23 protein-coding genes and 1 pseudogene are annotated in these 26,762 nt (G+C 68.0%); 10 read left to right on the top strand and 14 right to left on the bottom strand.

Features of this window, described 5'->3' with window-relative positions:
- The first annotated feature begins 88 nt into the window (after positions 1 to 88).
- Both AC1DO7_RS00310 and AC1DO7_RS00305 read left to right on the top strand, forming a co-directional pair.
- Positions 89 to 1,450: a cytochrome-c peroxidase gene (locus tag AC1DO7_RS00310; protein ID WP_441650100.1), complete on the top strand. Its 1,362-nt coding sequence runs from the start codon at positions 89 to 91 to the stop codon at positions 1,448 to 1,450.
- Positions 1,447 to 2,094: a hypothetical protein gene (locus AC1DO7_RS00305; protein WP_441650099.1), complete on the top strand. Its 648-nt coding sequence runs from the start codon at positions 1,447 to 1,449 to the stop codon at positions 2,092 to 2,094. Before AC1DO7_RS00310 ends, AC1DO7_RS00305 begins: the two co-directional genes overlap by 4 nt.
- Before the next feature lie 49 nt (positions 2,095 to 2,143).
- Here AC1DO7_RS00305 and AC1DO7_RS00300 read toward each other — a convergent pair whose 3' ends face one another.
- The 3 genes from AC1DO7_RS00300 to AC1DO7_RS00290 form a co-directional block, all read right to left on the bottom strand.
- Positions 2,144 to 3,610: a mechanosensitive ion channel family protein gene (locus AC1DO7_RS00300; protein WP_441650098.1), complete on the bottom strand. Its 1,467-nt coding sequence runs from the start codon at positions 3,608 to 3,610 to the stop codon at positions 2,144 to 2,146.
- 175 nt (positions 3,611 to 3,785) lie between these two features.
- Positions 3,786 to 4,322, bottom strand: coding sequence for a methylated-DNA--[protein]-cysteine S-methyltransferase (locus AC1DO7_RS00295; RefSeq protein ID WP_441617278.1), 537 nt, complete (start codon positions 4,320 to 4,322; stop codon positions 3,786 to 3,788).
- The gene (locus AC1DO7_RS00290) at positions 4,319 to 5,794 is read right to left on the bottom strand and encodes an AlkA N-terminal domain-containing protein (RefSeq protein ID WP_441650111.1); all 1,476 of its coding nucleotides are present in this window, start codon (positions 5,792 to 5,794) and stop codon (positions 4,319 to 4,321) included. Before AC1DO7_RS00290 ends, AC1DO7_RS00295 begins: the two co-directional genes overlap by 4 nt.
- A 229-nt stretch (positions 5,795 to 6,023) precedes the next feature.
- Between AC1DO7_RS00290 and AC1DO7_RS00285 the strand changes: the two genes are divergently transcribed.
- The 4 genes and pseudogenes from AC1DO7_RS00285 (at position 6,024) to AC1DO7_RS00270 (ending at position 11,181) form a co-directional block, all read left to right on the top strand.
- Entirely contained in the window at positions 6,024 to 8,861 is a 2,838-nt protein-coding gene (locus tag AC1DO7_RS00285) for a M16 family metallopeptidase (protein ID WP_477115659.1), read from the top strand.
- A 147-nt stretch (positions 8,862 to 9,008) separates the two neighbouring features.
- A complete protein-coding gene (locus tag AC1DO7_RS00280; RefSeq protein ID WP_441617274.1) occupies positions 9,009 to 9,434 on the top strand; it encodes a PHA-granule associated protein 4 in 426 nt (141 codons plus the stop codon).
- Positions 9,435 to 9,593: 159 nt separating this feature from the next.
- Positions 9,594 to 9,710, top strand: a pseudogene (locus AC1DO7_RS00275) (Lrp/AsnC ligand binding domain-containing protein); the annotation flags it as partial.
- 160 nt (positions 9,711 to 9,870) lie between these two features.
- Positions 9,871 to 11,181 carry an MFS family transporter gene (locus tag AC1DO7_RS00270; protein WP_441643344.1) on the top strand — a complete coding sequence of 437 codons (1,311 nt, stop codon included), beginning with the start codon at positions 9,871 to 9,873 and terminating at the stop codon, positions 11,179 to 11,181.
- A gap of 69 nt (positions 11,182 to 11,250) precedes the next feature.
- On the opposite strand, the gene AC1DO7_RS00265 is transcribed toward AC1DO7_RS00270, so the two are convergent.
- The 4 genes from AC1DO7_RS00265 to AC1DO7_RS00250 form a co-directional block, all read right to left on the bottom strand.
- Positions 11,251 to 12,066: an ImmA/IrrE family metallo-endopeptidase gene (locus AC1DO7_RS00265; RefSeq protein ID WP_477115658.1), complete on the bottom strand. Its 816-nt coding sequence runs from the start codon at positions 12,064 to 12,066 to the stop codon at positions 11,251 to 11,253.
- A gap of 192 nt (positions 12,067 to 12,258) precedes the next feature.
- On the bottom strand, positions 12,259 to 13,416 hold the full coding sequence (locus tag AC1DO7_RS00260) for an acyl-CoA dehydrogenase family protein (RefSeq protein ID WP_441617268.1): 1,158 nt from the start codon (positions 13,414 to 13,416) through the stop codon (positions 12,259 to 12,261).
- Between the two features lie 95 nt (positions 13,417 to 13,511).
- Positions 13,512 to 13,643 (bottom strand): hypothetical protein, encoded by a 132-nt coding sequence (locus AC1DO7_RS00255; protein WP_441650095.1) that lies wholly within the window; start codon positions 13,641 to 13,643, stop codon positions 13,512 to 13,514.
- A 222-nt stretch (positions 13,644 to 13,865) separates the two neighbouring features.
- Positions 13,866 to 14,186, bottom strand: coding sequence for an H-NS histone family protein (locus AC1DO7_RS00250; RefSeq protein ID WP_441617265.1), 321 nt, complete (start codon positions 14,184 to 14,186; stop codon positions 13,866 to 13,868).
- A gap of 197 nt (positions 14,187 to 14,383) precedes the next feature.
- On the opposite strand from AC1DO7_RS00250, the gene AC1DO7_RS00245 reads away from it, so the two are divergent.
- The 4 genes from AC1DO7_RS00245 to AC1DO7_RS00230 all read left to right on the top strand — a co-directional run bounded on the left by AC1DO7_RS00245 (position 14,384) and on the right by AC1DO7_RS00230 (position 18,280).
- Positions 14,384 to 14,776, top strand: a complete 393-nt coding sequence (locus tag AC1DO7_RS00245; protein ID WP_441650094.1) for a hypothetical protein — start codon at positions 14,384 to 14,386, stop codon at positions 14,774 to 14,776.
- Positions 14,777 to 15,057: 281 nt separating this feature from the next.
- Positions 15,058 to 16,599, top strand: a complete 1,542-nt coding sequence (locus AC1DO7_RS00240) for a phospholipase D family protein (RefSeq protein ID WP_477115673.1) — start codon at positions 15,058 to 15,060, stop codon at positions 16,597 to 16,599.
- A 121-nt stretch (positions 16,600 to 16,720) separates the two neighbouring features.
- Entirely contained in the window at positions 16,721 to 17,683 is a 963-nt protein-coding gene (locus AC1DO7_RS00235) for a LysR family transcriptional regulator (RefSeq protein ID WP_441650093.1), read from the top strand.
- 123 nt (positions 17,684 to 17,806) lie between these two features.
- Complete coding sequence (locus AC1DO7_RS00230; protein WP_441617259.1) at positions 17,807 to 18,280, top strand: aminoacyl-tRNA deacylase; 474 nt, start codon at positions 17,807 to 17,809, stop codon at positions 18,278 to 18,280.
- Positions 18,281 to 18,352: 72 nt separating this feature from the next.
- Here the strand turns inward: AC1DO7_RS00230 and AC1DO7_RS00225 are convergent, their stop codons facing one another.
- The 7 genes from AC1DO7_RS00225 to AC1DO7_RS00195 form a co-directional block, all read right to left on the bottom strand.
- Positions 18,353 to 19,351, bottom strand: coding sequence for a Bug family tripartite tricarboxylate transporter substrate binding protein (locus AC1DO7_RS00225; protein ID WP_477115657.1), 999 nt, complete (start codon positions 19,349 to 19,351; stop codon positions 18,353 to 18,355).
- Between the two features lie 488 nt (positions 19,352 to 19,839).
- Complete coding sequence (locus AC1DO7_RS00220) at positions 19,840 to 20,769, bottom strand: DMT family transporter (protein WP_477115656.1); 930 nt, start codon at positions 20,767 to 20,769, stop codon at positions 19,840 to 19,842.
- Positions 20,766 to 22,010, bottom strand: coding sequence for a Zn-dependent hydrolase (locus AC1DO7_RS00215; RefSeq protein ID WP_477115655.1), 1,245 nt, complete (start codon positions 22,008 to 22,010; stop codon positions 20,766 to 20,768). Before AC1DO7_RS00215 ends, AC1DO7_RS00220 begins: the two co-directional genes overlap by 4 nt.
- A gap of 22 nt (positions 22,011 to 22,032) precedes the next feature.
- Positions 22,033 to 23,106 carry a histone deacetylase family protein gene (locus AC1DO7_RS00210; protein WP_441650089.1) on the bottom strand — a complete coding sequence of 358 codons (1,074 nt, stop codon included), beginning with the start codon at positions 23,104 to 23,106 and terminating at the stop codon, positions 22,033 to 22,035.
- Between the two features lie 108 nt (positions 23,107 to 23,214).
- Positions 23,215 to 24,945, bottom strand: a complete 1,731-nt coding sequence (locus tag AC1DO7_RS00205; protein WP_441650088.1) for a thiamine pyrophosphate-binding protein — start codon at positions 24,943 to 24,945, stop codon at positions 23,215 to 23,217.
- The gene (locus AC1DO7_RS00200; RefSeq protein ID WP_441617248.1) at positions 24,942 to 25,229 is read right to left on the bottom strand and encodes a cupin domain-containing protein; all 288 of its coding nucleotides are present in this window, start codon (positions 25,227 to 25,229) and stop codon (positions 24,942 to 24,944) included. Before AC1DO7_RS00200 ends, AC1DO7_RS00205 begins: the two co-directional genes overlap by 4 nt.
- A 43-nt stretch (positions 25,230 to 25,272) precedes the next feature.
- Positions 25,273 to 26,739 carry an NAD-dependent succinate-semialdehyde dehydrogenase gene (locus tag AC1DO7_RS00195; protein ID WP_441650087.1) on the bottom strand — a complete coding sequence of 489 codons (1,467 nt, stop codon included), beginning with the start codon at positions 26,737 to 26,739 and terminating at the stop codon, positions 25,273 to 25,275.
- Positions 26,740 to 26,762: the final 23 nt, after the last annotated feature.

Raw genomic sequence — 26,762 nt, 5'->3', positions numbered from 1 at the left:
GCGATGCGGGCCGCGCTGCGGCGCGGCCCCTTCCTTGTTCCCGCAACACCTTGACGGGCGCGCGGCGGTGACGCCGCGCGCCGCAACCATGCGCACTTCCCTCATCGCCGCCTGCCTGCTCGCCGCCGCCCTCGCGGCATGCAAGGACCGGCAGGTCACCAGCGGGGCCACGGCCCAGGCGACACCGGCACCGGCAACGGTCCAGGCCACGGCCTCGCAGACGCTCGCCCCGCCCGCACCGCTTTCGCTCGCCGCCCAGGCCGGCGCCAAGATGTTCTTCGATCCCGCGCTGTCCGGCTCGGGCAGGATGTCCTGCGCCAGCTGCCATGATCCGGCGCACGCCTACGGCCCGCCGAACAAGCTGGCGGTACAGCTCGGCGGCCGCGATCTCACGCTGGCCGGCACGCGCGCGGTGCCCACGCTGATGTACAAGGACTACACCAAGGCGTACTCCGATACCTACGAAAACCCGGACGCGATCAGCCCGCCCGGACCCGGCGGCGGCTTTGCCTGGGACGGGCGCGCCGACACGCTGGCCGCGCAGGCCGCGATTCCGCTGCTGGCACCCAACGAGATGGCCAACGACAGCCCGGCCGCGGTGGTGGAAGCCATCCGCCACGCGCCCTACGCTGCGCTGTTCCGCCAGGCCTTCGGCGCCGATGCGCTCGACCAGCCCGAACGCGCCTTCGCACTGGCGGGCGCCGCGCTGCAGGCCTTCCAGGTCGAGGACAAGAGCTTCCATCCGTACAGCAGCAAGTTCGACCGCTACCGCAACAACAAGACCGGCGGCACGCTGACCGAAGCCGAGGCACGCGGCCTGCGCGTGTTCCTGGACCCAAAGAAGGGCAACTGCATGGCCTGCCACCTGCTCGGCGGCGGCAACGACGGCAGCCTGGACATCACCAGCGACTACTCGTTCGCCGCCATCGGCGTGCCGCGCAACAAGGACATCCCGGCCAACGCCGATCCCGCGCATTTCGACCTGGGCCTGTGCGGACCGCTGCGCACCGACCACCTTCCGGGCAAGGGCAAGGGCAAGGGCAAGGGCAAGGATGCCGCGAGCGGTTGCGGCATGTTCAAGACACCGGTCCTGCGCAACATCGCCACGCGCCACGTATTCATGCACAACGGCGTGTTCAAGTCACTCGAAGACGTAGTCAAGTTCTACAACACGCGCGATACCCGGCCCGAGCTGTGGTACCCCAGGGACGCCCGCGGCAAGGTGCGCAAGTTCGACGACCTGCCCGCGCGCTACCGCGCCAACCTGGACGACCAGATGCCGCTGGACCAGCGCCGCGCCGGCAGCAAGCCGCCCATGACCGACGCGGAAATGGCGGACCTGCTCAAGTTCCTCGCCACGCTGACCGACGGCTACGACCCCGCGCGCGCCGCCACGCCGGCCGCCGCGCCGGCCACCACGCCGGCCACCACTACCCAGGCTTCACGATGAACATCTCCTCCCGGCCCGCGCACGCGATCGCCTGCGCCCTGTCACTCACGCTGCTGGCCGCCTGCCAGCAAGCCTCCGACCCGAGCGAGCGCAATTTCGGCGCGGCGCTGCAGCAGTATTTCGAAGGGCACGGCGAGCTGTGCATCGGCCGCCACCTGTGGCCCGTGGACGTACCCGATACGCCTGCTGCGAGCGGATTGCGCGACGGCATCCAGATGCCSGCGCTGGAACGTGCCGGCCTGGTCGCGCACACGCCGGCGGAAATGACCTTGCATCACCAGGACGGCAGCAGCGAGACCGTGAAGGCGCGCCGCTACCAGCTGACCGACAAGGGCCGCGAGTATTTCCGCGAACACCCCCAGGTCAGCACCGCGCAGGCCGGCGCCGCGCAGGCCGATCTCTGCTACGGCAAGATCAGCCTGGCGCGCGTGCTCGACTGGGAACCGCCGCGCGCCGGCGAGGGCGCGCGGCCGCGGCAAACCACCACGGTGCGCTATACCTACGTCATCGATGCCGCGCCATGGACGCGCGAGCCCGCCGTCCAGCAAGCCTTTCCGGTGCTGGCGCGGGTGGTGAAGGGCAGCGGCAGCATGCCGCTCACGCAGGCGCTAACGCTGACCGACGCAGGCTGGGCAGTGCAATAGCCGGATGCGGCTATCGCGCCGGCAATCGCGCCGGCAATCGCGCGTCACTTCATGCCATATCGTGCAGGGCATGCATTTTTGCCTGCAGCCACTGCAGGATGCTGGTCTTCTGTGCTTCCGGCGCGACTCGCATCTTCGCCAGCGTATCGTTCGATTCCTTGCGCTGGGAGAGCAGGTTGCACATCCTCGACCCCACTTCCGGGCGCGCCTGGAGAATCGGCGTGAGATCCGTCTTCTCCAGCCGGTAGAGCACTACGCTGGTGATGGCCTCGATGGTGACTTGCATGGGAATGCCGGCGAGCACGCCGAACTCCCCGAAGGTATCGCCGGGGCCGAGCCGCGCGGTCTCGACGCGCTCGCCCCCCCGGTTCGCCGTCACGGAGAGCACGCCGGCGTCCACCAGCAGGAGGTAGTCGGTGATATCGGTACTCGCGACGACCTCCTGTCCTGACTCGTATTCATGCCGCGACAGGCGCTTGGCCAGACGCGAAAGCTCATCCGCATCGAGCTCCTGGAAGATGTTCACCGTGGAGAGCAGCCGCAGGCGACGGTCGGAAGCGGAAGGCGGCTTGCTGTAGGTGGTGGCCAGCGAGCGCAGGTCGATGCCGGCGGAAGCCAGGTGTCGGTATGCGAGATCGAAGAGCTGGTTCGCCGCGGTTGCCTTGCTCGCCAGGGAGGCCACGTAGCACGTCATCTCGTACTCGATCGCGTTCGTGTTCATGCGCTTGACCATGACGGATGGCTCCGGCTTCGGCAGTGCCACCCGGCAGCCCCTGATGGCACGTTCAAGCGCATCGAGGATCAGTTGCGGGCGCGCCTCCGGTGTCACCTCGATGATCACGTTGACGCCATGAAGCTCCGAAGGCCGGCTGAAGTTGGTGATCTTGGCGCGCGCGGTTGCGTTGTTGGGAATGACGATCAGGTTGCCTTGCGCGCTCAGCAGATGGGTGGCGCGCCAGTTGATCTCGAGCACCTTCCCGTCGACGCCATCGATGGATACCAGGTCGCCAAGGTGGTAGGGCTGGGTGGTGTTGAGGACAAGGCCGGAGAACACGTCGCTCAAGGTGCTCTGGATGGCCAGCCCGACAATGATCGCCAGCGCCCCCGATGTCGCCAGCAGGCCGCTCACCGGAAGCTCCAGCACATAGGCAACGGCGGCGACGGCGGCGGCAACGAAGATCAGCGCGCCGAGAACGTCCTGGAAGAGGCGCTCGCCTTGCCAGGCCTTGGGCAGGAACAGGGCGCCCGAGAGCGCCGCGAGGACCCGGGCGCCGAGCAGCCACCAGGTGATCTCCAGCGCCTGCGCGAGAAAATGCCGGACTGGCTGGTCAGGCCACGGAGCGGCATCGAGCGGGACCATGCCGCCCCGGAACAGGACGATGGTCAGGAGCGCGAAGATGGCCAGACGGACGAAGAGGCGCAGCCTTTGGCGTTCGGCGCGGATAAGGCGCCAGGCGAGAATATCGCAGACGACGATACCCAGCCCAAGGAACAGCGGATCCAGCCGATATGCCATGGTGAGCCACCCCTGCCGAGATTCGAAACCACGCTCCGCTGAAGCCAGCCGGTGGCTTCAATCGATTCGGCCCTCGCATGGTTGCCCGGGCAACTTGCCGGCCAGGCCACTTCCGGGTCCGCTCCCTATCGTACAGGAGCGGAAATACCGGCGAAAGGCGGCGGCGGCCTGCCGCTCATTCGAACGCCAGCGCTGACTGGCGCAGGATGGGCAGGGCAGCCGCGGCGGCGGTGCCCTCGAGGCGCAGCAGCGCGCGCTTGCGGTCGGTGCCGCCGGCGTAGCCGGTGAGGTCTCCGCTGGCGCCGAGCACGCGGTGGCATGGCACGATCACCGACAGCGGATTGCGTCCCACCGCGCCCCCGACCGCGCGCGCATGCGTGGGTGGCAGGCCCAGGCCCGCGGCTAGTTCGCCGTACGAGAGCGTCTCGCCGAACGGGATCGCGCGCAGCGCGTCCCAGACCGAGCGCTGGAAAGCGCTGCCGGCCAGCACCATGGGCACGGTGAATGCCTGCAGCCGTTCGGCGAAGTAGTCGTCCAGTTCGTCGGCGGCCTGCTCGAAGACGGCCTTGGCCGCGGCCGGCACGATCGCGGCCGGAGTGGCCGTCGCGGGATAATGCTTCTGCCCGGCAAAGAAGAGCCCGCTCAGGCGCGCCCCGTCGGCGCGCAGCAGCACCTCGCCCAGCGGGCTGGGGATAATGCGATAGGCAATCATGGCGTGGCCTTCTCCTTGTCTCTCGACTCTTGTTCCTTGCGCTCTTCATAGCGCCGCCACAGATGGATGGCGGCGTAGGCGCGCCAGGGCGCCCACTGCGCAACGTGTTCGTTCATGGCACGCACGGTAGCAATGCCGAGCACCTTGCGCAAGGCGTAGTCGGTACCGGGGAATGCGTCAGGCCAGCCCAGCGCGCGCATGGCCACGTATTGCGCGGTCCAGTCGCCCACCCCTTCGATCGCGCACAGGCCCGCGATGGCGTCCTCGGGCGCGGCACTCGGTTCGAGCTTCAGCTCGCCCGCCGCCACGCGGCTGGCGATGGCGTGAATCGCCCGGCCCTTGGCCAGCGGGATGCCGATCTCGCGCAACGCTTCGGGCGCCACCAGCGCCAGCGCGGCAGCGCCTGGAAAGCCGTAGCGCAGGCCCGGCAGCGGCTGCGCCAGCGCGGGGCCGTGGTGCTCTGCCAGCCGCGCCAGCAAGGTGCGCGCATGCTTGACCGAAATCACCTGCCCGACCACCGCGCGCACGGCGATCTCGAAACCGTCCACCGCGCCGGGAAGGCGCATGCCGGGGGCTTGCGCCGCGAGCGGCCCCAGGTGCTGGTCCACCACATCGGGACGACAGCCGAGGTCGCACAGGCGGCGCACGCGACCCAGCGCTTGCGGGATGACGTGCGCCAGCGAGCCGGACAGCGTCACGCGGATCACGTGGCGGCGCGCTACATGTTCGAGCCGCAGCCAGCCAAGATGGGTGCGGCCGCCGACGTCGATGGCCAGCGTGCGCGCGTAGGTGCCGTCGCCGAGCTGCTCGACGCCGTCCACCGCCCGCACGCCGATGAACTGCAGCCACGACGCCCATGCCAGCGGCGGGCGGTAGCCCAGCTCGAACACCAGTTCGTCGGCCATGTTGTCGGCAGCGCGCTTGCGCATCGCCAGCGGCGTGAGCCCGTAGCGCGTCTTGAGCACGTCGTTGAAACGCCGCACGCTGCCAAAGCCGGCGGCGTGCGCCACGTCGGTCACCGTCAGCGCGGTATCGGTCAGCAGGCGCTTGGCCAGCAGCAGCCGCTGGGTCTGCGCGTACTCCAGCACCGAGACCCCGAACTGGGCGTCGAACAGCCGCCGCAGATGGCGCTCGGTGACGCCGATGCGCGCGGCCAGCGCGGCCACGCCGGCATCGGCCATGAAGCCGTCATCGATCAGCGTGGCCGCCGCCTGTGCCAGCCGCCCGGACAGATCGGACAAGCCGTGCCCCGGCGCCAGTTCGGGCCGGCAGCGCAGGCAGGGCCGGAAGCCGCGCTTCTCGGCCGCGGCGGCGGTCTCGTAGAAGGTGCAGTTCTCGCGCTTGGGCGTGCGCACCGCGCACACGGGGCGACAGTACACCCCGGTGGACGACACGCCGACAAAGAAGCGTCCGTCGAAGCGGCGGTCGTGCGAGGCCACGGCCTTGTAGCAGGTGTCCGGATCGAGTTTCATAGGGTGCATGCTACTCCGTCGGCGGCACCGGACTGGCTGGATTCGGACATTTGCCCCGGCACTCGCGGGTGCCGGCGGCATGCGGAAATGTCGGAAAGCGCGACGGCATGCCGCCACAGGGCGCGGCAACGGCTAGAATCGGCCTCCGGACCTTCCTTGCCGCAGGTGGCGCAGCCTGTTCCTGCCGTCCGCCCGCGCCGGAGCAAACCCATTCCAAGCCGAATTCCGCATGCGTCTTATCCTCAAGCGCCTCACCTGCCTGCTGGCCCTGGCCTTCAGCGTCTCCACGCCTGCTGCTCCCGCCGGCACGCAGCCTGCCGCGGCAACCCCGGCCCAGGTAGCCAGCGCCGAGGGCATCACCGAGTACCGCCTGCCCAACGGCCYGCGCGTGCTGCTGGCGCCCGACGACGCCCAGCCGGTGACCACCGTCAACATGACTTACCTGGTGGGCAGCCGCCACGAGAACTACGGCGAGACCGGCATGGCGCATTTGCTCGAGCACTTGCTGTTCAAGGGCACGCCGGCCTTGCCCGGCAACACCATCGCGCAGGAACTCACGCGCCGCGGCATGCAGTTCAACGGCACCACCGGCTTCGACCGCACCAATTACTTCGAGAGCTTCTCCGCCAGCGAGGAGAACCTGGACTGGGCGCTGAAGATGGAAGCGGACCGCATGGTCAACAGCTTCATCGCGCGCGAGGCGCTCGACAGCGAGATGACGGTGGTGCGCAACGAGATGGAGCGCTCCGAGAACGAACCCGGCGCCATGCTCGCGCAGCAGATGCGCGCGGCGGCCTACCGCTGGCACAACTATGGCAAGGCGCCGATCGGTGCGCGCAGCGACGTGGAGCATGTCTCCATCGGCAACCTGCAGGCCTTCTACCGTCGCTACTACCAGCCCGACAACGCGGTGCTGGTGGTGGCAGGCAAGTTCGACGTGCCCGCCACGCTGGCCCGCATCGGCACGTTTTTCGGCGCGATCCCGAAGCCGGCGCGCACGCTGCCGGCGGAGTACACCGTGGAGCCGCCGCAGGAAGGCGCGCGCGAGATCACCCTGCGCCGCAAGGGTGACGCGCAGATGGTGGCGATTCAGTACCACATCGCGCCGGGCGCGCACCCGGATGCCGTGGCGATGCAACTGCTGGCCGACATCCTGACCGACGGGGCGGGCGGCCGCCTGTACAAGGCGCTGGTCGAAAGCGGCAAGGCCAACTGGCAGTCGGGCTCGGTGTCGGCCATGCGCGATCCCGGCTCGGTGCTGTTCGCCGCGGGCCTGGGCAAGACGCAGGATCTCGAGGCCGCGCAGCGGGCATTGCTGGCGCAGGTGGAGGGCTTTGCCGAACGGCCGGTGACCCAGGCGGAACTGGAGCGCGCCCGCACCCGGCTGCTCAATGCCTACGAGCGCCTGCTGGAGAACCCCTCCGGCTACGCCGTGGCCTTGTCCGATGCCATCGCCAAGGGCGACTGGCGCCTGCTGCTGATCGCGCGCGACCAGGCCGGGCGCGTCACCCTGGACGACCTGCAGCGCGTGGCGCAGAACTACCTGCGCCCAAGCAACCGCACGCTCGGCCGCTTTATCCCCGTCGACATGCCCGGCGAGACCGCCACGGCCGCGCTGGCGCCCGCCGCCATGCCCGCCGCGCCGGATGTCGCCGCCATGGTGGCGGGCTTCCAGGCCAAGCCGGCCAGGGCCGCGGTGGCGGCCTTCGACCCGAGCCCGGAGAATATCGAAGCGCACACGCTGCGCGGCAAGCTCGCCAACGGCATGCAGTTCGCCCTGCTGCCCAAGCCCAGCCGCGGACAGACCGTGAGCGGCCGGGTGGTCCTGCGCACGGGCGAGCTGAGTAGCCTGCAGGGCCTCGACGCCACGGGCGACATCACGGCCGCCATGCTGATGCGGGGCACGGTCACGATGGACCGGCAACAGATCTCCGACCGGCTGGCCGCGCTCAAGGCCTCGGTGTCGCTGCAGGGCGATGCGGAGGGTGTCACGGTGCGCTTCGAGGCGCGGCGCGACACGCTGGCGCAGACGCTGGCACTGATCCGCGACGTGCTGCGCGAGCCCAGCCTGCCTGTCGCCGAGTTCGAGACCCTGCGCGCCAACGCCATCGCCGGCATCGAAGGCGGGCTGGGGCGCCCGGAAACGCTCGCTTCGCTCGCGCTGGGGCGGCACGGCAATCCCTACCCTGCCGGGGATCCCCGTTACGTGGCCACGCCGCAGGAAGACATCGCCGCCCTCAGGCGACTGACGCTCGACGAGGTCCGCGCCTTCCACGCGCGCTTCTACGGGGCCGGCGACGGCCAGGTCACGCTGGTCGGCGATTTCGACCAGCCGGCCGCCCGCGCCCAGCTGGCCAGCCTGTTCGGCGACTGGCGCGCACAGGCGCCGTATGCACGCATCGCGCGGCCGTTCGTGGCGCTGCCGCCGGCGAGCCTCACGCGCGAGACAACGGGCAAGGCCAACGCCGTGTATCTGGCCGCGCTGCCGGTGGAGCTGACCAGCGACGCCCCCGACTATCCGGCCCTGGTGATCGCCAACCGCGTCTTCGGCGGCAACCCGCTCAAGAGCCGGCTGGCCGACCGCCTGCGCCAGCAGGACGGAATCAGCTACAGTGTGGGCAGCTTCGTTCAGGTTGGCGCGCTCGATACCAATGGGCGCCTCGGCATGCAAGCGGCGTATGCGCCGCAAAACCTCGACAAGCTCAAGCGGGGCGTCGCGGAAGAACTGGCTCGGCTGACGGCCCAAGGCATCACGCCGGAGGAACTGGCGCAGGCCAGGAGCGGCCTGTTGCAGCAAGGCGCGCTCGCGCGCACCAGCGACTCGGCCCTGGCCGGCACGCTGGCCGGCCAGCTGTTTCTCGGGCGCACCATGCGCTATGTCACGGAGTTCGAGCAAGCTATCGCCACGGCGAGCGTCGAGCAGGTCAACGCCGCGATCCGCAAGTATGTGGATCCGGCCAGGGTGGTCCAGGTATACGCAGGAGATTTTTCTGTCACGGCAGCGCAAGATGGCGCAGCCACCATAAAGGCAGGCAACACCCCTGCGGTAGCAACGCCATCCCCCTGAAACCGCGAGAGTGGAGGAAAATGGAGGTTGCCCGGGTGTCGCAGGACGCCCGCGGTGCGGCAGCGTGGCCGGCCGGGGGGCGACCCCTTGCCGCAACAGCGCGTTGACTGTATATTCGTACAGTATAAGTTGATATAAGAGGTGTGGATGTCAATAGTGCGAGCTAGCAGCAAGGCAGAAGCGCTTCGGCTTCTCGCATCGAAAGATGTGCTGGCCCTTGAGCTGGACTATGAGACCGGATGGCAGGACGCCGTCGAACTGGGCCGGCTCGGAGAGAAACGCGGCATTAAAGTGCAGTACCGGGGACAGGAAAGCATCGCTGTCCATTCGCGCGAAGCCCTGATCGAAGGGCTTGCCAAAACCAAGACTACCTTCCGCCAACGCAACCTGTATTGCCAGTTCGACCTCGGCACGCTGGCCGATCACGAACTGCTCGATCTCGAAGCCAAGGCCACCCGACTGGGCGACTATATCCTGGCAGGCCATCTGCTGAGGGATGTGGACGGCGTTTGGCCGCAGGAAGCACAGGATGCGCAGGAGCCGCGCCAGGAATCGCGGCAAGAACCGCAGTAAATCCGCGGAAAGACAGGCGGCAAGCGATACGCGCGGCATTGCGCGCGATCACCCGGGAGGCCCTCATTCGCGCGACGCCCGCAGGCATCGCGCGACAGGCGCGTGCCCCCGGCGTGCGCGGCGTTCGTGCGCCGCCCAGGTATTCCCTCCCCTTCAGCCGTGCCGGACCGCCCCGCGCCCATATCCTTCGCGGGCTTCGAAAAGGCCGCGCAGAACGTCCCGGGCTGCATGGAATGTCACGTCGTGACAGGAGAGTTCGACTACTTCATGGTGCTCTAGCAGGTCCTGTCGACCACGCAGATTCCGCTCCGAATGCACCTTTGCGCACACCGCCGCAGAGCCGGCGCAATCGCACTACACTGGAAACCTGCGTGCCTGCCCGGCCCCGCGGCCGTCTTCAGCGCGGGGCCTCAGGACGAAAAGCAAGAGGCAAACCATGACCGACCTGTCCGCCCCCGCCCTGAACGCCCCCCCGACTGCCGAAGAAAAACGCAAGCGCATCTACGCCATCGTCGCCGCCTCGTCAGGCAACCTGGTCGAGTGGTTCGACTTCTATGTCTACGCGTTCTGCGCGATCTATTTTGCCGGGTCCTTCTTCCCCAAATCCGATCCCACCGCGCAACTGCTCAACACCGCAGGCGTGTTTGCCGCCGGCTTCCTGATGCGGCCGATCGGGGGTTGGATATTCGGGCGCATCGCCGACCGGCATGGCCGCAAGAACTCGCTGCTGATCTCGGTGCTGATGATGTGCTGCGGCTCGCTGCTGATCGCCAGCCTGCCGACCTACAACACCATCGGGGCGTGGGCGCCCGCGCTGCTGCTGGTGGCGCGCCTGCTGCAAGGCCTTTCGGTGGGCGGTGAGTACGGCACCACCGCAACCTATATGAGCGAAGTCGCGCTCAAGGGCCAGCGCGGTTTCTATTCTTCGTTCCAGTACGTCACGCTGATCGGCGGCCAGTTGCTGGCCGTGCTGGTGGTCGTGCTGCTGCAGCAGTTCCTCGACGAGCAGGAGCTCAAATCCTGGGGCTGGCGCATTCCCTTCGTGATCGGCGCGATCACCGCCATCGTCGCGCTCTTCCTGCGCCGCACGCTGCATGAAACCACCTCTGCCGCCACGCGCGCAAGCAAGGAGGCCGGCACGCTGACCGAGCTGTTCCGCCATCACAAGGCAGCCTTCTTCACGGTGCTCGGCTACACCGCGGGCGGTTCGCTGATCTTCTATACGTTCACCACGTACATGCAGAAGTACCTGGTCAACACGGCCGGCATGTCGATCAAGACAGCCAGCTACGTGATGACCGGCTGCCTGTTCGTGTATATGTGCATGCAGCCGGTCTTCGGCATGCTGTCGGACCGCATCGGGCGGCGCAACAACATGCTGATGTTCGGCGCGCTGGGCGCGCTGGCCACGGTGCCGGTGATGACGGCGCTCAAGAGCGTGCACAGCCCCTTCGCCGCCTTCGTGCTGATCTGCATCGCGCTGGCGATCGTCAGTCTCTACACCTCCATCAGCGGCATCGTGAAGGCGGAGATGTTCCCCACCGAGATCCGGGCGCTGGGCGTGGGGCTAGCGTATGCGGTGGCCAATGCCGTGTTCGGCGGCTCGGCCGAGTACGTTGCACTGGACCTCAAATCGCTCGGCCACGAATCGAGCTTCTATTGGTACGTGACGGTGATGATGGTGATCGTGTTCCTTGTCGCCTTCCGCCTGCCGCGGCAGGCGAAGTACCTGCACCACGAACACTGACGCGCCCGCGCGCGCGTCCACGGACCCTCGCGCGCATTGCCGGGCGGGGGCCCGGCCCGCGTTGCGCGGCTAGCGCGGAAACGCCGCAGGCCTGCGCGACTGCCCGCGCACGGCGGCATGCCTGGGCCAGATGGACAGGCCGATGCCGATGCCATCCGCAAGCACCATGCGCGTGCCGCCCAGCCGCTCGGCGCACAGGCCGAACGCGGTTTCGCTGGCCCAGCTGCCCAGCCTGCGGCCCTGATGCTCGAGCGTAAGCACCGCCTTTTGCGCGGTATAGGACAGCCAGCGCCGCGCCACATGCGTCAATGGCAGGCCAAGGCGGCCGGCCAGCGCGGCCAGCGCGTCGAGGTCGACCGCGCCGGGCAAGGTGCGGCGGCACACGTCGAGCGGCATCAGCAGGCGGCCGGCGAAGGCATAGGCCTGGCCGCCCGCCGATTCGTCGTCGGGCATGGCCATCAGCGCCTCGTTGGCGCACTCGACGAAATCCAGGTCGGTGCCGCCCAGCAGATGCCTGCCGAGCAGGTAGGCAATCATGAAGCGCGCGTCCGGCGCGGCCAGGCGGTCGCTGTAGAGAATGGTCCAGGCACGGGCGCCAGTGCGATAGAGCGCGCCGTCGAAGCTCTGCAGCCGGCTCGGCTGTACGGAGCACACCTGATCGGCGCGGTGCAGCGCGCGGCCGGCGCCAAGCGCCAGGCGAATGCAGTCGAGCGGCGCGTCCGCCGGCTGCAGGGCGGCCATCAGCGCTTCGATGATGGGATAGCACGGCGCGCTGCCGGGCCCCGCATTGTCATTGGCGGCCAGGAGCGCATGGYGGCCGGGCGTATTGCCCGCTGCCACAAGGTCGGGGCTGCGCGCGGGCACGCCGGAAGCGACGAATGCCATCGTGGGTGGTCTCCGTTGAAGCGACGGGGCGGTGCGCGCCCGCGGGCCGTGAAGCAGGCCATGAAGCAGGCCGCGGATGCAAGCCGTGGATGCAAGCCGTGGATGCGAGCGGTGGATGCGAACCGGCGGCGCAGGCCGCCGCGCGCGCGGCGGGACGGACGTGGTGCCCGCCCCCGCCTGCGCGCGGCGCGATCAGTCGCGCAGGAGCTGCTTGGCGATGATCAGTTGCTGGATCTGCGTGGTGCCTTCGTACAGGCGCAGCAGGCGCACGTCGCGGTAGAAACGCTCGGCCTTGTACTCGGCGATATAGCCGGCGCCGCCGTGGATCTGCACGGCGCGGTCGGCCACGCGGCCCACCATCTCGGTACAGAACATCTTGGTGCAGGAGGCCAGCATGCTGACTTCCGGATCGCTCTTGCCGGGCGTCTTGGCGTCATAGCGCGCAGCGCAGTCGCGCACCATCGACAGGCCCGCGTACAGCTCGGCCTGGCTGTCGGCCAGCATGGCCTGGATCAGCTGGAAATCGCCGATCGGCTGGCCGAACTGCTTGCGCTCCTTGGCATAGGCCACGGCGTCCGTGATCAGGCGGTGCGCCATGCCGCAGGCCAGCGCCGAGAGATGCAGGCGGCCGCGGTCAAGCACCTTCATGGCAGTCTTGAAGCCCACGCCCGGCACGCCGCCGATGATGTTGGCCGCCGGCACGCGCACGTTCTCCAGCACCACGTCGCAGGTCTTGGTGCCGCGCTGGCCCATCTTCTTGTCCGGCTTGCCCAGCGAGATGCCCGGGGTATCGGCCGGCACGACGAACGACGAGATGCCCGAGGCGCCGGCACCGCCGGTGCGGGCCATCAGCGTGAAGGCGCCCGCGCGCGGCGCGTTGGTGATGAAGCGCTTGGTGCCGTTGATGACGTAGTGGTCGCCGTCGAGCTCGGCCCGGGTCTGCAGCGAAGCCGCGTCGGAACCGGCATTCGGCTCGGTCAGCGCGAACGAGATGATCAGCTCGCCGCTGGCGATCTTGGGCAGGTAGGCCTGCTTCTGCTCCTCGGTGCCATCCATCAGGATGCCCTGCGAGCCGATGCCCACATTGGTGCCGAACACCGAGCGGAAGGCGAAGGCGGTGTGGCCGAGGTCGTAGACCACATCGCATTCCTGCGACATCGAAAGGCCGATGCCGCCGTAGTTCTCGGGGATGGAGATCCCGAACAGGCCCATCTCCTTCATGTCGGCGACGATCTCGGCCGGTACGTCGTCAATTTCCTCGAGCGTGTCTTCGGCCGGCTTCAGGCGTTCGTCGATAAAACGCTGCACCGACGCGCGCAGCAGCGAAAAGGATTCTGCATCCAGGCTCATGGGAAATCTCCGGTCAAGGCAAACAACGATGTGGCCATCATGGTACGCCGTCACCTGGCTTTGACAATCCCCCATGTCTTGAACAGAATGGATAGTTATTTTTTACAATCAGAAAAATGTGATTGCTGCATTTCTTTTGGCAAGCGGAAAACAGCAGCCTGGTGCGCCGTCTCCACCGCGATGCAGTCATGCATGCCGGCGGTGGTGGTGATGCCAGCCTTGTTCATGCAAGTCGCGTACTGCTTCGACAACAGCTTCTCGTGCGCATGAGCGCCAGCGGGACGCAGCCAGCAGCGACGATGCGCGGACGGCTTTTTCATGGAAACAGGGGGGGAAGCCCGAACAAGGGCGGGACAGGCAACGTCAGGCACGCCGATCGCGGCGCGCGGAGCGCCGCAACCGGGTTGATGGCAGGAAAACCGGGCGGCACCCAGGCGCCGCCGCGTCAATCAGGCTTCCGCGATCAGGAAGCGCGTGCGGTTCTTGCCCAGCCATGCCGGAGCGCGGCCACGGCCGGTCCAGGTGGCCCCGGTCTTGGGGTCGCGGTACTTCGGGGGCAGCGCGCTCTTGGGCTTGGCGGCCTTGCCATTGGCGCCGGCTGCCGGACGGCCGCGGCGGCGCTTGGGAGCGATATCGTCGAGCGTCAGTTCATATTCCGACATGAGACCCTGGATCTGGGCAATGACGCCGGACACTTCACTGGCGCGCATCTCCGTCAGTTTTGCCTCGAGCGCTTCCTTCTCCGCGATCAGCTGCTTGTACGTCGCCATTTTGATTCTCCTGGGTCAGGGTTAATTGAATGATAGGGAAAATTTGCTGCCACAGCCTACCACGTTTGATTAATAAAGAAATAGCAACGTAAGAACTTGATACAACCGTCCGAATTTCGCTGCCATTTGGGGCATGCCCCGCGGCCGTGCCGATTGGGCGGAATGGTCCGATTGCCGTGATTGGCAACGGCCAATGCGTGTCCCTGAAGATTCCGGATTCACGTATTAGCGCCACGGATATTGCGGTTTCCTATCCCCGCTTTGACCGCCGCCATGCTGGTGTATTCAAGCAACCCGCGGCGGCAAGAAAGGGGTTTGAAAGCCGAAAGCAGGGCCAATGGGCCCGCAATTGCCGCCGGCAGGCCGCTACCGGCCATCGCCTCGCCACCATGGATTGGATCAAATCCCGGCCATCGGACAGTTCCTGGACAATGCGCGAAGCGGCATGGAAATTGGCGAAGACCTTCAAAGCCGATGCTAAGCAATATCCACTTTCGCGCCGCATGCGTATCGCACCGGGCGGATGGCCGGTGCCCCCGATGCGGAAGTTTTTTTGCAAGGAAAGGCCCCGGCATGCCCACGGCACTTGAATCGCAATGCATTGCCTGCTTTGATTCAAACGCGCGCCAGCGCGGCATTGCCAATTGGTGCCCGCCCGGTCGTACGCTGGCCGGCCTCGTTCTTTGCCTGCCGCATCAAACCGGTGGTAACGTGCAATTCGCGCGTCCATTGGGAACCGGGCCACTTCAATTCGGGGGAATACGAGATGCCGCTTGCGCTGCGAGATAAACCCCATTCACACGTGAGCGGTGCCGTGGATCCCGTCGAAGCGCTCCGGTGCCGCCCCGGCTGGCTCGGCACGCGCGTCGGCATGGCGATGATGCTGGCGCTGTTGACAGCCTGCGCCAGCCTGCCGCAGCCGCCCGGCGGCACGCCCTCGCATGCGCTGACCGATACGGCCAGCACGAGGCTCGGCCAGGCGCTGGCGCCGGGGCAGGCGCAACACCCCGGCGAATCGGTGTTCTATCCCTTGTCATCCGGCCCCGACGCGCTGGTGGCGCGGCTCGCGCTGGCGCGCGGCGCCGAGCGCAGCCTGGACCTGCAGTACTACATCTTCGACGCCGACCTCACCGGCAAGACCCTGCTCGGCGCCGTGGTGGCGGCGGCCGACCGCGGGGTGCGCGTGCGGCTGCTGCTCGACGACCTTCACCTGTCGGGGCAGGACCGTGCGCTGGCGGCCATCGACGCGCATCCCAATATCGAGGTACGGCTGTTCAACCCGTTTGCGAATCGCGGCGCGCGCTGGCTCGATTTCGCCACGAGCTTCCGGCGCCTGGACCGGCGCATGCACAATAAATCGATGACCGCCGACAATCAGCTCGCGGTGGTGGGCGGACGCAATATCGGCGACCCGTACTTCTCCGCCGACGCCGCCAGCGACTTCACGGATTTCGACGTGCTGGCCGGCGGCCCCGTGGTGCAACAGGTGTCCGCCGTCTTCGACGACTACTGGAACGGCGCCGCGAGCTATCCGGCGGCAGCGCTGCTGCCCGCGCCGGACGACGCGCAGGCCGAAGTGGAGGCCTTGCGCAAATACCTGGACCGCGAGGCGGAGCRGGCCAGGGGAGGCGAGTATGCGCAGGAACTCTTCACCTCCGGCATCGTGCGCGCCCTCGAAGCCGGCAAGCTGCCCGCCTACTGGGGACGTGGCACGGTGATCGCCGACCAGGCCGTCAAGGTCACGCTACCGCCCGAGGACGACTCCACCCACGCCATCCCGAAGCTGGCGCGGCTGCTGGGAAGCGCGCAACAGGAGCTATCCCTGGTCTCGCCCTACTTCGTGCCCGACCGCAAATCCGTCGAGTGGCTTGCCGCCCTGGCGCAGCGCGGCGTGCATGTGCGCATCCTCACCAATTCCTACGCCGCCACCGATGTCAGCGCGGTGCATGCCGGCTATGCRCCCACGCGCCAGGCACTGCTCGAAGCCGGCGTCGAGCTGTATGAACTCAAGCCGTCGGCCTACGCGGAGATGGCCCGCACCGGCCACCGCAGCCTGATCAGCAAGAGCCGGGCGAGCCTGCACGCCAAGAGCTATATGGTGGACCGCCACCTGCTGTTCGTCGGCTCGCTCAACCTGGACCCCCGCTCGGCACGGCTGAACACCGAGATGGGCGTGGTGCTCGACAGCGCCGCGCTGTGCGCCACGCTCAGCACGGGACTGGACGACAAGCTGCTCGACGTCGCCTACAAGGTCATGCTGGAGGCAGATCCCGCCAGCGGGCAGCAGCAGATGGTCTGGGTCACGCGCGAGGACGGCCTGCTTCGGACCTATCGCAGCGAGCCGGACATGGGCTTCTTCCAGCATCTCGGGCAGGGGCTGTTGCGCCTGCTGCCGCTGCAGGAGGAACTATAGGCAGGCGGCGCGTGCGCGCCAGGCGCGCGGGCGATCAACGCTAAACTCCCTGCCGTGCCGACGCCCGCTGCCCGCTGCCCGCTGCACGCTGCACGCTTTCATAAAGGATTTCAAGCGCCACATGGATCTCAATGCCCTTCGCCTGTTCGTGGACATCGTCGACGCCGGCAACCTGTCGGCCGCCGCGCGCAAGCTCAAGATGACGCGCGCCAACGTGAGCTACCACCTCAAGGCGCTGGAGGAGGCGCTCGGCGTGCAGCTGCTGCGCCGGACCACGCGCCATGTGGAACCCACGCCGGTGGGCGCCGGCCTGTACGAGCACGGCCGCAATATCCTGGGCGAGGTGGCAGCGGCCAACGCGTTGATCAACAGCATGGGCAAGAGCCTGCAAGGCCATGTGCGCCTGTCGGTGCCGACCGGGCTGGGCCACGCGATGCTGTCGCCGCTGCTCGTGAAGTTCAAGCACCGCTACCCCGACATCACGCTCGACGTGGTGTTCGACAACCGCATCCACAACCTGGTCTCCGAGGATGTGGAAGTGGCCTTGCGCATCATCTCGACACCCCCCGATTCGGTGGTGGCCACCGAGATCGGCGTGGTCGAATGGATAGTGTGCGGCTCGCCGGGCTACCTGGCCACGCAGCCCGCCCCGCGCGAGCTGGCCGATCTCAAGGACCATGCGATCGTGTGTGCCTCGCCCATCGGCCAGAAGCTCAAGGCGTTCGGCTCGCGCGGCCAGGGCGCCGATTCCGTGCGCGAGCAGGTGGCGCTGGAGCCCACGCTCAGCTCGGAGAACTTCGCCTTCCTCAAGGACGGCGTGCTGGGCGATCTCGGCCTCGGCATCTTCCCCCTCTACGCCATTGGCGCCGAGCTCGAGGCGGGCACGCTGGTAGCGCTGCTGCCGGACTACCACATCAGTGTGTTCGGCAGCCGCCTCTACATGCTGACCATGCCCAACCGCTACCAGACCATGGCCACGCGCTACCTGCTGAACTTTCTCAAGACCGAGTTGCAGGCCCTGTGGCCCGCACCCCGGCAGACGCCACCCGCCGGCGAGCCCGACGAAGCACCCGACGAGCCGTGACCCCCGCATGACGCCGGCGTCACCGGTGCGCACAGCGGCTTGGCAGCCCGGCAACGCCGTCTATAGTAGGAAACGCAGGGGTCAACCGGCCCGGACTGCAACGTACAGCGAAGGAGACGCATCATGGCCTTGGCTACCACCCTGGCAAATTGCCTGAACAGCAGGAACAGCCGTTTCGATACCATCCGCCATCCCTACACCCTCAGCAGCATGGCCACTGCCGAGGCAGCACACGTTCCCGGAGACCGCCTGGCCAAGACCCTGTTGCTGGAGGACGAAATCGGCTACGTGGCCGTGGTCATCCCGTCCAGCCATCACCTGAACCTGGCGGCGCTGTGCGCGCAGACAGGCCGCACGCTGATCCTCGCGCAGGAAGACGAGATCCGCGAAGTCTTCAAGGACTGCGACTTCGGCGCCATTCCTCCCGTGGCCATGGCGTATGGCATGCACACCTATCTCGACGAGAGCCTGCTGGCGCAGCCGGAAGTGTTCTTCGAGGCAGGCGATCACCAACAGCTGGTCCACATGACCTGCGAGCAGTTCACCGACCTGATGGCCGGTGCCGAGCAAGGACATTTCTCCCACCACATGATGTAGTCCCCGAGGGGCGCTTGCTGCCTTGCGCGTGGCGCGCCCCCGTCCTTTCCCGCAGCCCGGGCGCCACCATCACTATTGCAGGCTGATGCCCGACTGCTTCACCAGCTTCTCCGTGCGCGGGATTTCCGCGCCGACCATTGCGCCGAAATCCGCGACCGAGCCGCCACGCGGCTCTGCCCCGGTGGCCGCCAGCTTCTCGCGGAAGCCCGGATCCTTGAGCAGCTTGTTGATCGATGCATTGAGCTTGCCGACCACCTCGGGCGGCGTGCCCTTGGGGGCGACGATGCCGTACCAGGGCGCGATATCGAAGCCCGGGTAGCCCTGCTCCGCGATGGTGGGGATATCCGGCGCAATCGCCGAGCGCCTGGCGTTGGACATGCCCAGCGCACGCAGCTTGCCGGCCTTCACATAGGGCAGCCCGGTCATGATGGTGTCGAAGTACATCGACACCTGGCCCGACAGCAGCGCCGGGATCGCCTCGCCCGCCCCCTTGTACGGCACGTGCACGATATCGATGCCGGCCAGCGCCTTGAGCATTTCTCCGGCCATGTGCGAGGTGGTGCCGGCACCGAACGACGCATAGGTCAGCTTGCCCGGATTGGCCTTGGCGTAAGCGATCATCTCGGGCAAGGTCTTGAACGGCAGGTCCGGGCTGGACAGCAGGATGTTGGGCGTGAACGCCACCACCGCGACCTTCTCGAAGGCGTCGGGATCGTAGCTGAGTTTCTTGTAGAGGAAGCGGTTGGTCACCAGCGAAGCCGGGCCGGACATCAGCAAGGTGTAGCCGTCGCCGGGCGCGCGCGCGGCGGCCTCGCTGCCGATCATCGCCGCCGCGCCCGGGCGGTTCTCCACCACGAAGGTCTGCCCGTACTCCTTGCCCAGCCCGATGCCGAGCTGGCGCGTGATGAGGTCGGTGGCGGAGCCGGCCTGGAACGGCACCACGATACGCACGGGCTGCGTGGGCCAGTCGCGCGCTGTCTGGGCAAACAGCGAGGGTGCGGCGGCGAGGCCGGCGCCCAGCAGGATGGCGAGCGTGGCTGCGCGTCGTTTCTTGAACGGATGATTGTGCATGGTGTGGCTTGCCTCTAGGAGATGGGATCGTCCCGGCTGGGGTTAAGGATCAATGAAGCAATTGCCATGCCACTTGGAAACGGATTTCCCCGGAACCGGCATACCGTTTTCAGCGAAATCTGCACCTGATTGGATGCGCAATCAAGAATCATGCACTCCGATGGAATTYTCGATATGAATTCCATCATGAAGACACGGTATCCTCCTGCCCGCTCCAACGGCATCGATACGACAAAAAGCATGGCTATCCCGCATGAAAGGCGACATTGTCATCCCGTCATGCGATCAGTCAACGTCCTTCACATGAAAATAAAGCGATACCTCCTTTCCAATTTATTTAAATAGATTCACTCAACCAAATTTAATCCAGGCCGTCTTTATGTCAGTGCATTTATCGAACGCATGCAATGACTTGTCGTGGCCGTTGCCTGATTGCCCGACCCCGCCGAACGGCATCCGGTGGGCGAGGTCGTGCGATCCACTCACGATCATTCCGCGCTTGAGGTGGAACGAAAGCGCCCACGCCCGTGGGCCGTGGCGCGCGTTGGCAAGGTCAGGGACAGGCCGGCTGCGATGATCAGCGCGATGCCCGCCATGGCGGGCCCGTCAGGCCAGCGGCCGAACCACAGCGCGCTGTACACCAGCGCCAGCAGCAGGTGGCAATAGTTGAGCGGCGCCAGGGTGGAGGCCGGCGCGCGCTGCAGCGCCAGGATCAGCAGCACCTGCGCGCCGGCGCTCATGAAACCCATGGCGAGGATGGCCAGCCAGTCCGCCGCGCCGGGCCACACGGCCGGCAGGAAGAACGGCGCCGGCAGGCCGGTGGCGATCATGCAGATCACCGCGGCGAAGCCGTACTGCACGCCGGCATCGGCCTTGYCGGCCAGGCGCCGCGTGAGCAGTTGCAGCAGTGCATACGCGAAGGCTGCCGCCACCATCAGCAAGGTGCCCAGCGGCGACAACTGCGAGCCTGGCCGCACGATCAGCAGCATGCCGGCAAAGCCCGCACCCACCGCCAGCCACTTGCGCGAGCCCACATGCTCGCCCAGCAGCCACGGCGACAGCGCGACGATCACCAGCGGCGACATGAAGTAGATCGCGGTGGCCTCGGCCAGCGGCATCCACAGCAGCGCGGTCATGAAGCAGGTGCCGACCAGCGCCAGCATCACGCCGCGCAGCGCCAGCAGGCCGCGGTGCGGCGTGCGCCAGAAGCGCAGGCGTCCCGAGCGCGCCAGCATCAGCACCGCCACCGTGGCGGTGGCGGCGTAGCGCACCGCGTTCAGGAAGGGCGCCGGGTAGCGCCCCACCAGGTGCTTGGCGGTGGCGTCCACGGTGGCGAACAAGGCCACCGCGCACAGGAAGATCAGGCCGCCGCGCCACCAGCCCGCCGCGCTGCCGCCCGCCGGCGCGGCGGCCCTCATGCGCCGGCCTGCGCCACCATCGCGCCCAGCAGCACGTTGGCGCCGGCTTCCAGGTGCTCGGGCTTGGCATCTTCCACCTCGTTGTGGCTGATGCCGTCCTTGCACGGTACGAAGATCATCGCGGTGGGCGCCACCGTGGCGATGTACACCGCGTCGTGACCCGCGCCGGTGACGATGTCCTGGTGCGCATGACCCAGCGCCGCGGCCTGACTGCGCACATGGCCCACCAGCTCCGGCGCGAATGGCGTGGGCGGGAAATACTGCACGTCCTCGATCTTCACGCCGAGCGGCGCGCCGGTGGTCTCGCCGCGCGCCAGCGCCGCGCAGGCCGCGCGCAGGCGCGCGTCCATCTCCGCCAGGCGATCCGCATCCTGGTGGCGCAGGTCCACGGTGAACTTCACTTCGCCCGGGATCACGTTGCGCGAGGCGGGATGCACGTCGAGCACGCCCACCGTGCCGCGCCCGTGCGGCGCGAAATCATGGGCGATGCGCACCACCTCCTGCAGGATGAAGGACGCGCCGTACAGCGCGTCGCGCCGCAGCGGCATCGGCGTGGGGCCGGCATGCGCTTCCATGCCGGTCACGGTCAGGTCGTACCAGCGCAGGCCCAGCGACCCCGTCACCACGCCGATCACGTTGCCGGCGTCTTCCAGTACCGGACCCTGCTCGATATGCGCCTCGAAATACGCGCCCACCTGCCGCCCGCCCACTTCGGCGTCGCYGGCGTAGCCGATGGCGCGCAGTTCGTCGGCCACGCGCTTGCCTTCGTTGTCGGTGGCGTCCAGCGCGGTCTGCAGCGGGAAGATGCCGGCGAACACGCCCGAGCCCATCATCACCGGCACGAAGCGCGTGCCTTCCTCGTTGGTCCAGATCGCCAGCTCGAGCGGCGCCTCGGTCTGCACCCCGTGGTCGTCGAGGGTGCGCATCACTTCCAGCCCGGCCAGCACGCCAAAGCAGCCGTCGAACTTGCCGCCGGTGGGCTGGGTGTCGATATGGCTGCCGGTCATCACCGGCGGCAGGCTGTCGTTGCGCCCGGCGCGGCGGCCGAAGATATTGCCCACGCGGTCCACGGTCACGCTCAGGCCGGCATCGCGCATCCAGCCCGTCACCAGGTCGCGGCCCTGCCCGTCCAGCGCGGTCAGCGCCAGGCGCGCATTGCCGCCGCGCGGCGTGGCGCCGACGCGGGCCAGGTCCATCAGCGATTGCCACAGGCGCTCGCCGTTGATCTTCAGTGCGGTCATCTCGGGTCTCCTTGTTCTTGTCTCAGGCCATCGCGGGGACGAGGCCGCACAGAAACGCATCCAGCGCCGGGCCGATCGCTTCCACCTCGTAGCCGCCTTCCTGCACCACCACGGTGGGCACGCCCAGCGCGTTGATGCGCTCGCCGATGCCGCGGTAGGCGTCCAAGCCCACGCGCAGCACGCTGATGGGGTCGTGAATATAGGTATCGAAGCCCAGCGCCAGCACCAGCGCCTGCGGGCGGTAGTCGCGCAGTGCGTCGAGCGCATTGTCCAGCGCGGCCAGGAAGCCGTCGTCCTCGGTGCCGTGCGCCAGCGGGAAGTTCAGGTTGTAGCCATAGCCGGCGCCGTAGCCGCGCTCGTTGGCGTAGCCGGTATAGAAGGGGTAGTAGCCGCTCGGATCGGCGTGCAGCGAGATCGTCATCACGTCGGAGCGCTGGTAGAAGATCTGCTGGGTGCCGTCACCGTGGTGGGCGTCCACGTCCAGCACCGCCACCTTGCCGAAGCGCTTGAGCAACGTCTGCGCCGCGATGGCCGAGTTGTTGACGTAGCAGAAGCCCGCCGCGCGGTCGCTGTGCGCGTGGTGGCCGGACGGGCGCGACAGCGAATAGGCGATGCCCTGGCGGTCCTGCTGCTCGCACACATACTGCGCGGCGGCCACCGCGCTGTGCGCCGAGCGCAGGATGGCGCGCCAGCTCTGTGGCCCGAGCGGCGCGCTCAGGTCACCGAGGTAGTAACCGGCCTGCGCGATGATGGAATCGGTCGGGCAAGGCACGCGGCGCGGCTGCTCGACGCGGCCGTTGTAGTAGGGCGAGAGATTCGGCAGCACCTCGATGCCGGGCTCGAAGCCGGGCCGCGCCAGCGCCATCCAGCGCTCGTGGGCGTAGCCGAGGAAATCGAGATAAGCCGGGCTGTGCACAGCCTCGAGCGGCGCGCGGCCGAAGTCGGCCGGCTCGGCCAGTTCGATGCCGCGCCCGGCCAGCGCGCGTTGCAGCGCATGCGCCCGCGCAGGCACGTCGGTCGGCTCGCACAGGCGGCCCGCGCGCATGAACTGGCGGGGCTGGTGCAGCAGTTGGTCATCCGAGAAGAAGGCGCGCATGATTGTTTTGTGGTGAGACTTGTTGGTCTTCGTCAGGGTGGTGGTCGACCGAAGGTTTTCTCCCCTCGCCCACGCCAGCGAGAGAGGGGCAAAGCAATGGCAATGCGCCTATGCCTGCGCCCGCTGCAGGGCGAACGCCGCTTCGCGGATCTCCGTCAGCGTCACGCCGGGCGCAATGCCATCGGCGTCATAGCGCAGCTCGAGCAGTGCCGGCAGCCGCTCCTTGTCGGCGAAGGCCCGCGCACGCGCGAACGCCGGGCCGAAGGCCTCGTCGCTGTCCACCACCTCGCCATAGCCGCGGTAAGCGCGGATCAGCTCGGTGAACTCGGGGTTGTCGAAGCCGAGCGCAATCGTGCGGCCCGGGAATTCGCGCTCCTGATGGGCGCGGATGGTGCCCCAGATGCCGTTGTTGAACACCAGGATCACGATGCCGAGCCGGTACTGCATGGCCACGCCGAGTTCCTGCAGGTTCATCTGGAAGCAGCCGTCGCCGGCATAGCAGACCACGGTGCGTTCCGGGTTCTCCAGCTTGGCCGAAATCGCGGCCGGCAGGCCGTAGCCCATCGAGCCCACCGTGGGCGCCAGGCTGGTGCCCACGCCCTTGAAGCGGTAGTAGGTATGCGGGAACACGGCGTAGTTGCCGGCGCCCACGGTGATGCAGGCGTCCTGCGGCAGCACGTCGCGCACATGGCACGCGGCACGGTTCAGGTTGAGGCTGCCCGGCGCCTGCCTGGGCTCCTGCGCGGCCAGGTATTCGTGGCGCGCCGTGCGCGTGCGCGCGGCCCAGGCCGGCGCGCGCGCGGGCGACAAGCCATCGAGCGCCGCCGCGAAGGCATTGACGTCCGACACGACCGGCAGCGCCGGGTGGAACACGCGGCCCAGCTCGCCGGCATCCGGGTACACATGCACCAGCCGCTGGCGCGGCAGCGGGCTTTCCACCAGCGTGTAACCCTCCGTGGTGGCCTCGCCCATGCGGGTGCCCACCGCGATCAGCAGGTCGGCCTCGCGGATGCGCTGCTGCAGCGCCGCGCCCATGCCCCAGCCCACATGGCCGGCGTAGTTCGGATGATGGTTGTCGAAGCACTCCAGCCGGCGCCACGCCACGCCCACCGGCAACGCGAAGCGCTCGGCGAATGCCTCGAGCCGGCGCTGCGCCTGCGCGCTCCAGCCCGAGCCGCCCACCAGCATGAACGGGCGCTCGGCGCGCGCCAGCAGGCCGGACAATTCGGCCAGCGCCTGCGGCGTGGGCGCGCCGTGCGCGCGCTGGTAGCGCGGCATGTCGGCCACCGCGGCCTTGCCCCACAGCGTATCTTCGGGCAGCGCCAGCACCACCGGGCCGGGCCGGCCGCTGGTGGCCACGGCGAAGGCGCGCGCGATGAACTCGGGGATGCGCTCGGTGCGGTCGATCTGCGCCACCCACTTGGCCATCTGGCCGAACATGCGGCGGTAATCGATCTCCTGGAAGGCCTCGCGCTCGCTGAAATCGTTGCCGACCTGCCCGACGAACAGGATCATCGGCGTCGAGTCCTGGAACGCCGTATGCACGGCAATGCTGGCATTGGTGGCGCCGGGCCCGCGCGTGACGAAGCACACGCCGGGCTCGCCGGTGAGCTTGCCGTAGGCCTCCGCCATGTAGCCCGCGCCGCTTTCCTGCCGGCACACGATGGGCTGGATCGCGTCCTGGTGGTCGTACAGCGCATCGATGCAAGGCAGATAGCTTTCGCCCGGCACCAGGAACACGCGCCTGACGCCCTGGAGGCGCAGTTGCTCGATCAGGATCTGGCCGCCGTTGCGCTCGCGCGGCGCGGCGGACGATGCCTGGGACAGGGGTGCATTCATCGCTTGATCTCGATTTCCACGAACACGCATTCGCCGTCGTGCGCGTTGATGACGTTGTGCTCCACACCCGCCGCGCGGTAGTAGGCCCGGCCCGCCACCAGCTGGCTGACCACCTCGCCGGCCGGCGTTTCCAGCCGCAGCGCGCCGGTGGTCATCGGCACCACCACGTAGTCATGGCCATGGCGGTGATGCCCGGTCTCGGCGCCCGGCGCGAAGCGCCACTCGGTGACGGCCACGCGGTCGTTGTCGACCTGCACGGTGGGTACGGCTTGGGGTCTGCTCATGGCGGCCTCGGCTCAAAGGGGTGTGCGGGTGCGGTGCCCGGGCTCAGCGGTCCACGCCGCCCATGCACAGGTACTTGGTTTCCAGGTATTCCTCGATGCCGTAGCTGGAGCCCTCGCGGCCCAGGCCGGACTGCTTGACGCCGCCGAACGGTGCCACCTCGTTGGAGATCAGCCCGGTATTGATGCCCACCATGCCGTACTCCAGCGCCTCGGCCACGCGCCACACGCGGCCGATATCGCGGCTGAAGAAGTACGAGGCCAGGCCGAACTCGGTGTCGTTGGCCATGTCGATCACTTCCTGGTCGCTGGAGAAGCGGAACAGCGGCGCGAGCGGACCGAAGGTTTCTTCCTTCGCCACCAGCATGTCCGGCGTCACGCCGGCCAGCACCGTGGGTTCGAAGAAGGTGCCGCCCAGGCCGTGGCGCTTGCCGCCGGCGAGCACCCGCGCGCCCTTGCCCACGGCATCGGCGATGTGCTGCTCCACCTTGGCCACCGCGTCCTCATTGATCAGCGGGCCCTGCAGCACGCCGGGCTCGAGGCCGTGGCCTACCTTGAGCTTTGCCACCGCGGCCACCAGCTTCTGTGCGAAGGCGTCATACACCTTGTCGTGCACGTAGAGGCGGTTGGCGCAGACGCAGGTCTGGCCGGCATTGCGGTACTTGGAAGCCATGGCGCCTTCCACGGCGGCATCGAGATCCGCATCGTCAAAGACGATGAACGGCGCATTGCCGCCCAGCTCCAGCGAGAGCTTCTTGATGGTGGGCGCGGACTGGCGCATCAGGATGCGGCCCACTTCGGTGGAGCCGGTGAAGCTGAGCTTGCGCACCACGGCGCTGCCGGTCAGCTCGCCGCCGATCTCGATCGAGCTGGCGGCGTCGCCGGTCACCACGCTCAGCAGGCCGGCAGGCAGGCCGGCGCGCTCCGCCAGCAGCGCAAGCGCCAGCGCGGACAGCGGCGTATCCTCGGCGGGCTTGAGCACCATGGCGCAGCCGGCGGCCAGCGCCGGGCCGGCCTTGCGCGTGATCATGGCGAGCGGGAAATTCCACGGCGTGATGGCCGCGCACACGCCCACCGGCTCCTTGACCACCAGCAGGCGCTTGTCGGCCGCGGGCGTAGCCAGCACGTCGCCATTCACGCGCTTGGCTTCCTCGGCGAACCATTCCAGGAAGGACGCGGCATAGACCGCCTCGCCGCGCGCCTCGGCCAGCGGCTTGCCCTGCTCGCTGGTCATCAGCACGGCGAGGTCGTCGGCGTTGGCCAGCATCAGGTCGTACCAGGCGCGCAGCACCTGGGCGCGCTCGCGTGCGGTCTTGCGGCGCCACGCGCCCTGCGCCACGCGCGCGGCCTCGATGGCGCGGCGCGTCTCCGCCGCGCCCATCAGCGGCACGGTAGCGATCAGCGAGCCGTCGGCGGGATTGGTGACGGCGAAGGTGGCGCCGTTGTCGGCGTCCTGCCACTGTCCGCCGATGAAGGCCTGCGAGCGCAGCAGGCTGGAGTCCTTGAGTTGCATGATGTCTTGTCTCTCTGTCTTGG

It is taken from the genome of Cupriavidus sp. 05N40 (assembly GCF_056397305.1).
The sequence above is the reverse complement of the archived record's forward strand: the minus strand, read 5'-3'. Positions and strand labels throughout refer to the sequence as shown.

Excerpts from the sequence above, each read along its gene's own strand:
- AC1DO7_RS00235 (WP_441650093.1), top strand. The coding sequence starts at position 16,721 with ATGGATCTCAATGCCCTTCGCCTGTTCGTGGACATCGTCGACGCCGGC.
- AC1DO7_RS00250 (WP_441617265.1), bottom strand. The coding sequence starts at position 14,186 with ATGGCGACGTACAAGCAGCTGATCGCGGAGAAGGAAGCGCTCGAGGCA.
- AC1DO7_RS00295 (WP_441617278.1), bottom strand. The coding sequence starts at position 4,322 with ATGATTGCCTATCGCATTATCCCCAGCCCGCTGGGCGAGGTGCTGCTG.
- AC1DO7_RS00205 (WP_441650088.1), bottom strand. The coding sequence starts at position 24,945 with ATGAATGCACCCCTGTCCCAGGCATCGTCCGCCGCGCCGCGCGAGCGC.
- AC1DO7_RS00210 (WP_441650089.1), bottom strand. The coding sequence starts at position 23,106 with ATGCGCGCCTTCTTCTCGGATGACCAACTGCTGCACCAGCCCCGCCAG.
- AC1DO7_RS00255 (WP_441650095.1), bottom strand. The coding sequence starts at position 13,643 with ATGAACAAGGCTGGCATCACCACCACCGCCGGCATGCATGACTGCATC.
- AC1DO7_RS00225 (WP_477115657.1), bottom strand. The coding sequence starts at position 19,351 with ATGCACAATCATCCGTTCAAGAAACGACGCGCAGCCACGCTCGCCATC.
- AC1DO7_RS00260 (WP_441617268.1), bottom strand. The coding sequence starts at position 13,416 with ATGAGCCTGGATGCAGAATCCTTTTCGCTGCTGCGCGCGTCGGTGCAG.
- AC1DO7_RS00195 (WP_441650087.1), bottom strand. The coding sequence starts at position 26,739 with ATGCAACTCAAGGACTCCAGCCTGCTGCGCTCGCAGGCCTTCATCGGC.
- AC1DO7_RS00300 (WP_441650098.1), bottom strand. The coding sequence starts at position 3,610 with ATGGCATATCGGCTGGATCCGCTGTTCCTTGGGCTGGGTATCGTCGTC.
- AC1DO7_RS00200 (WP_441617248.1), bottom strand. The coding sequence starts at position 25,229 with ATGAGCAGACCCCAAGCCGTACCCACCGTGCAGGTCGACAACGACCGC.
- AC1DO7_RS00290 (WP_441650111.1), bottom strand. The coding sequence starts at position 5,794 with ATGAAACTCGATCCGGACACCTGCTACAAGGCCGTGGCCTCGCACGAC.
- AC1DO7_RS00270 (WP_441643344.1), top strand. The coding sequence starts at position 9,871 with ATGACCGACCTGTCCGCCCCCGCCCTGAACGCCCCCCCGACTGCCGAA.
- AC1DO7_RS00280 (WP_441617274.1), top strand. The coding sequence starts at position 9,009 with ATGTCAATAGTGCGAGCTAGCAGCAAGGCAGAAGCGCTTCGGCTTCTC.
- AC1DO7_RS00230 (WP_441617259.1), top strand. The coding sequence starts at position 17,807 with ATGGCCTTGGCTACCACCCTGGCAAATTGCCTGAACAGCAGGAACAGC.
- AC1DO7_RS00310 (WP_441650100.1), top strand. The coding sequence starts at position 89 with ATGCGCACTTCCCTCATCGCCGCCTGCCTGCTCGCCGCCGCCCTCGCG.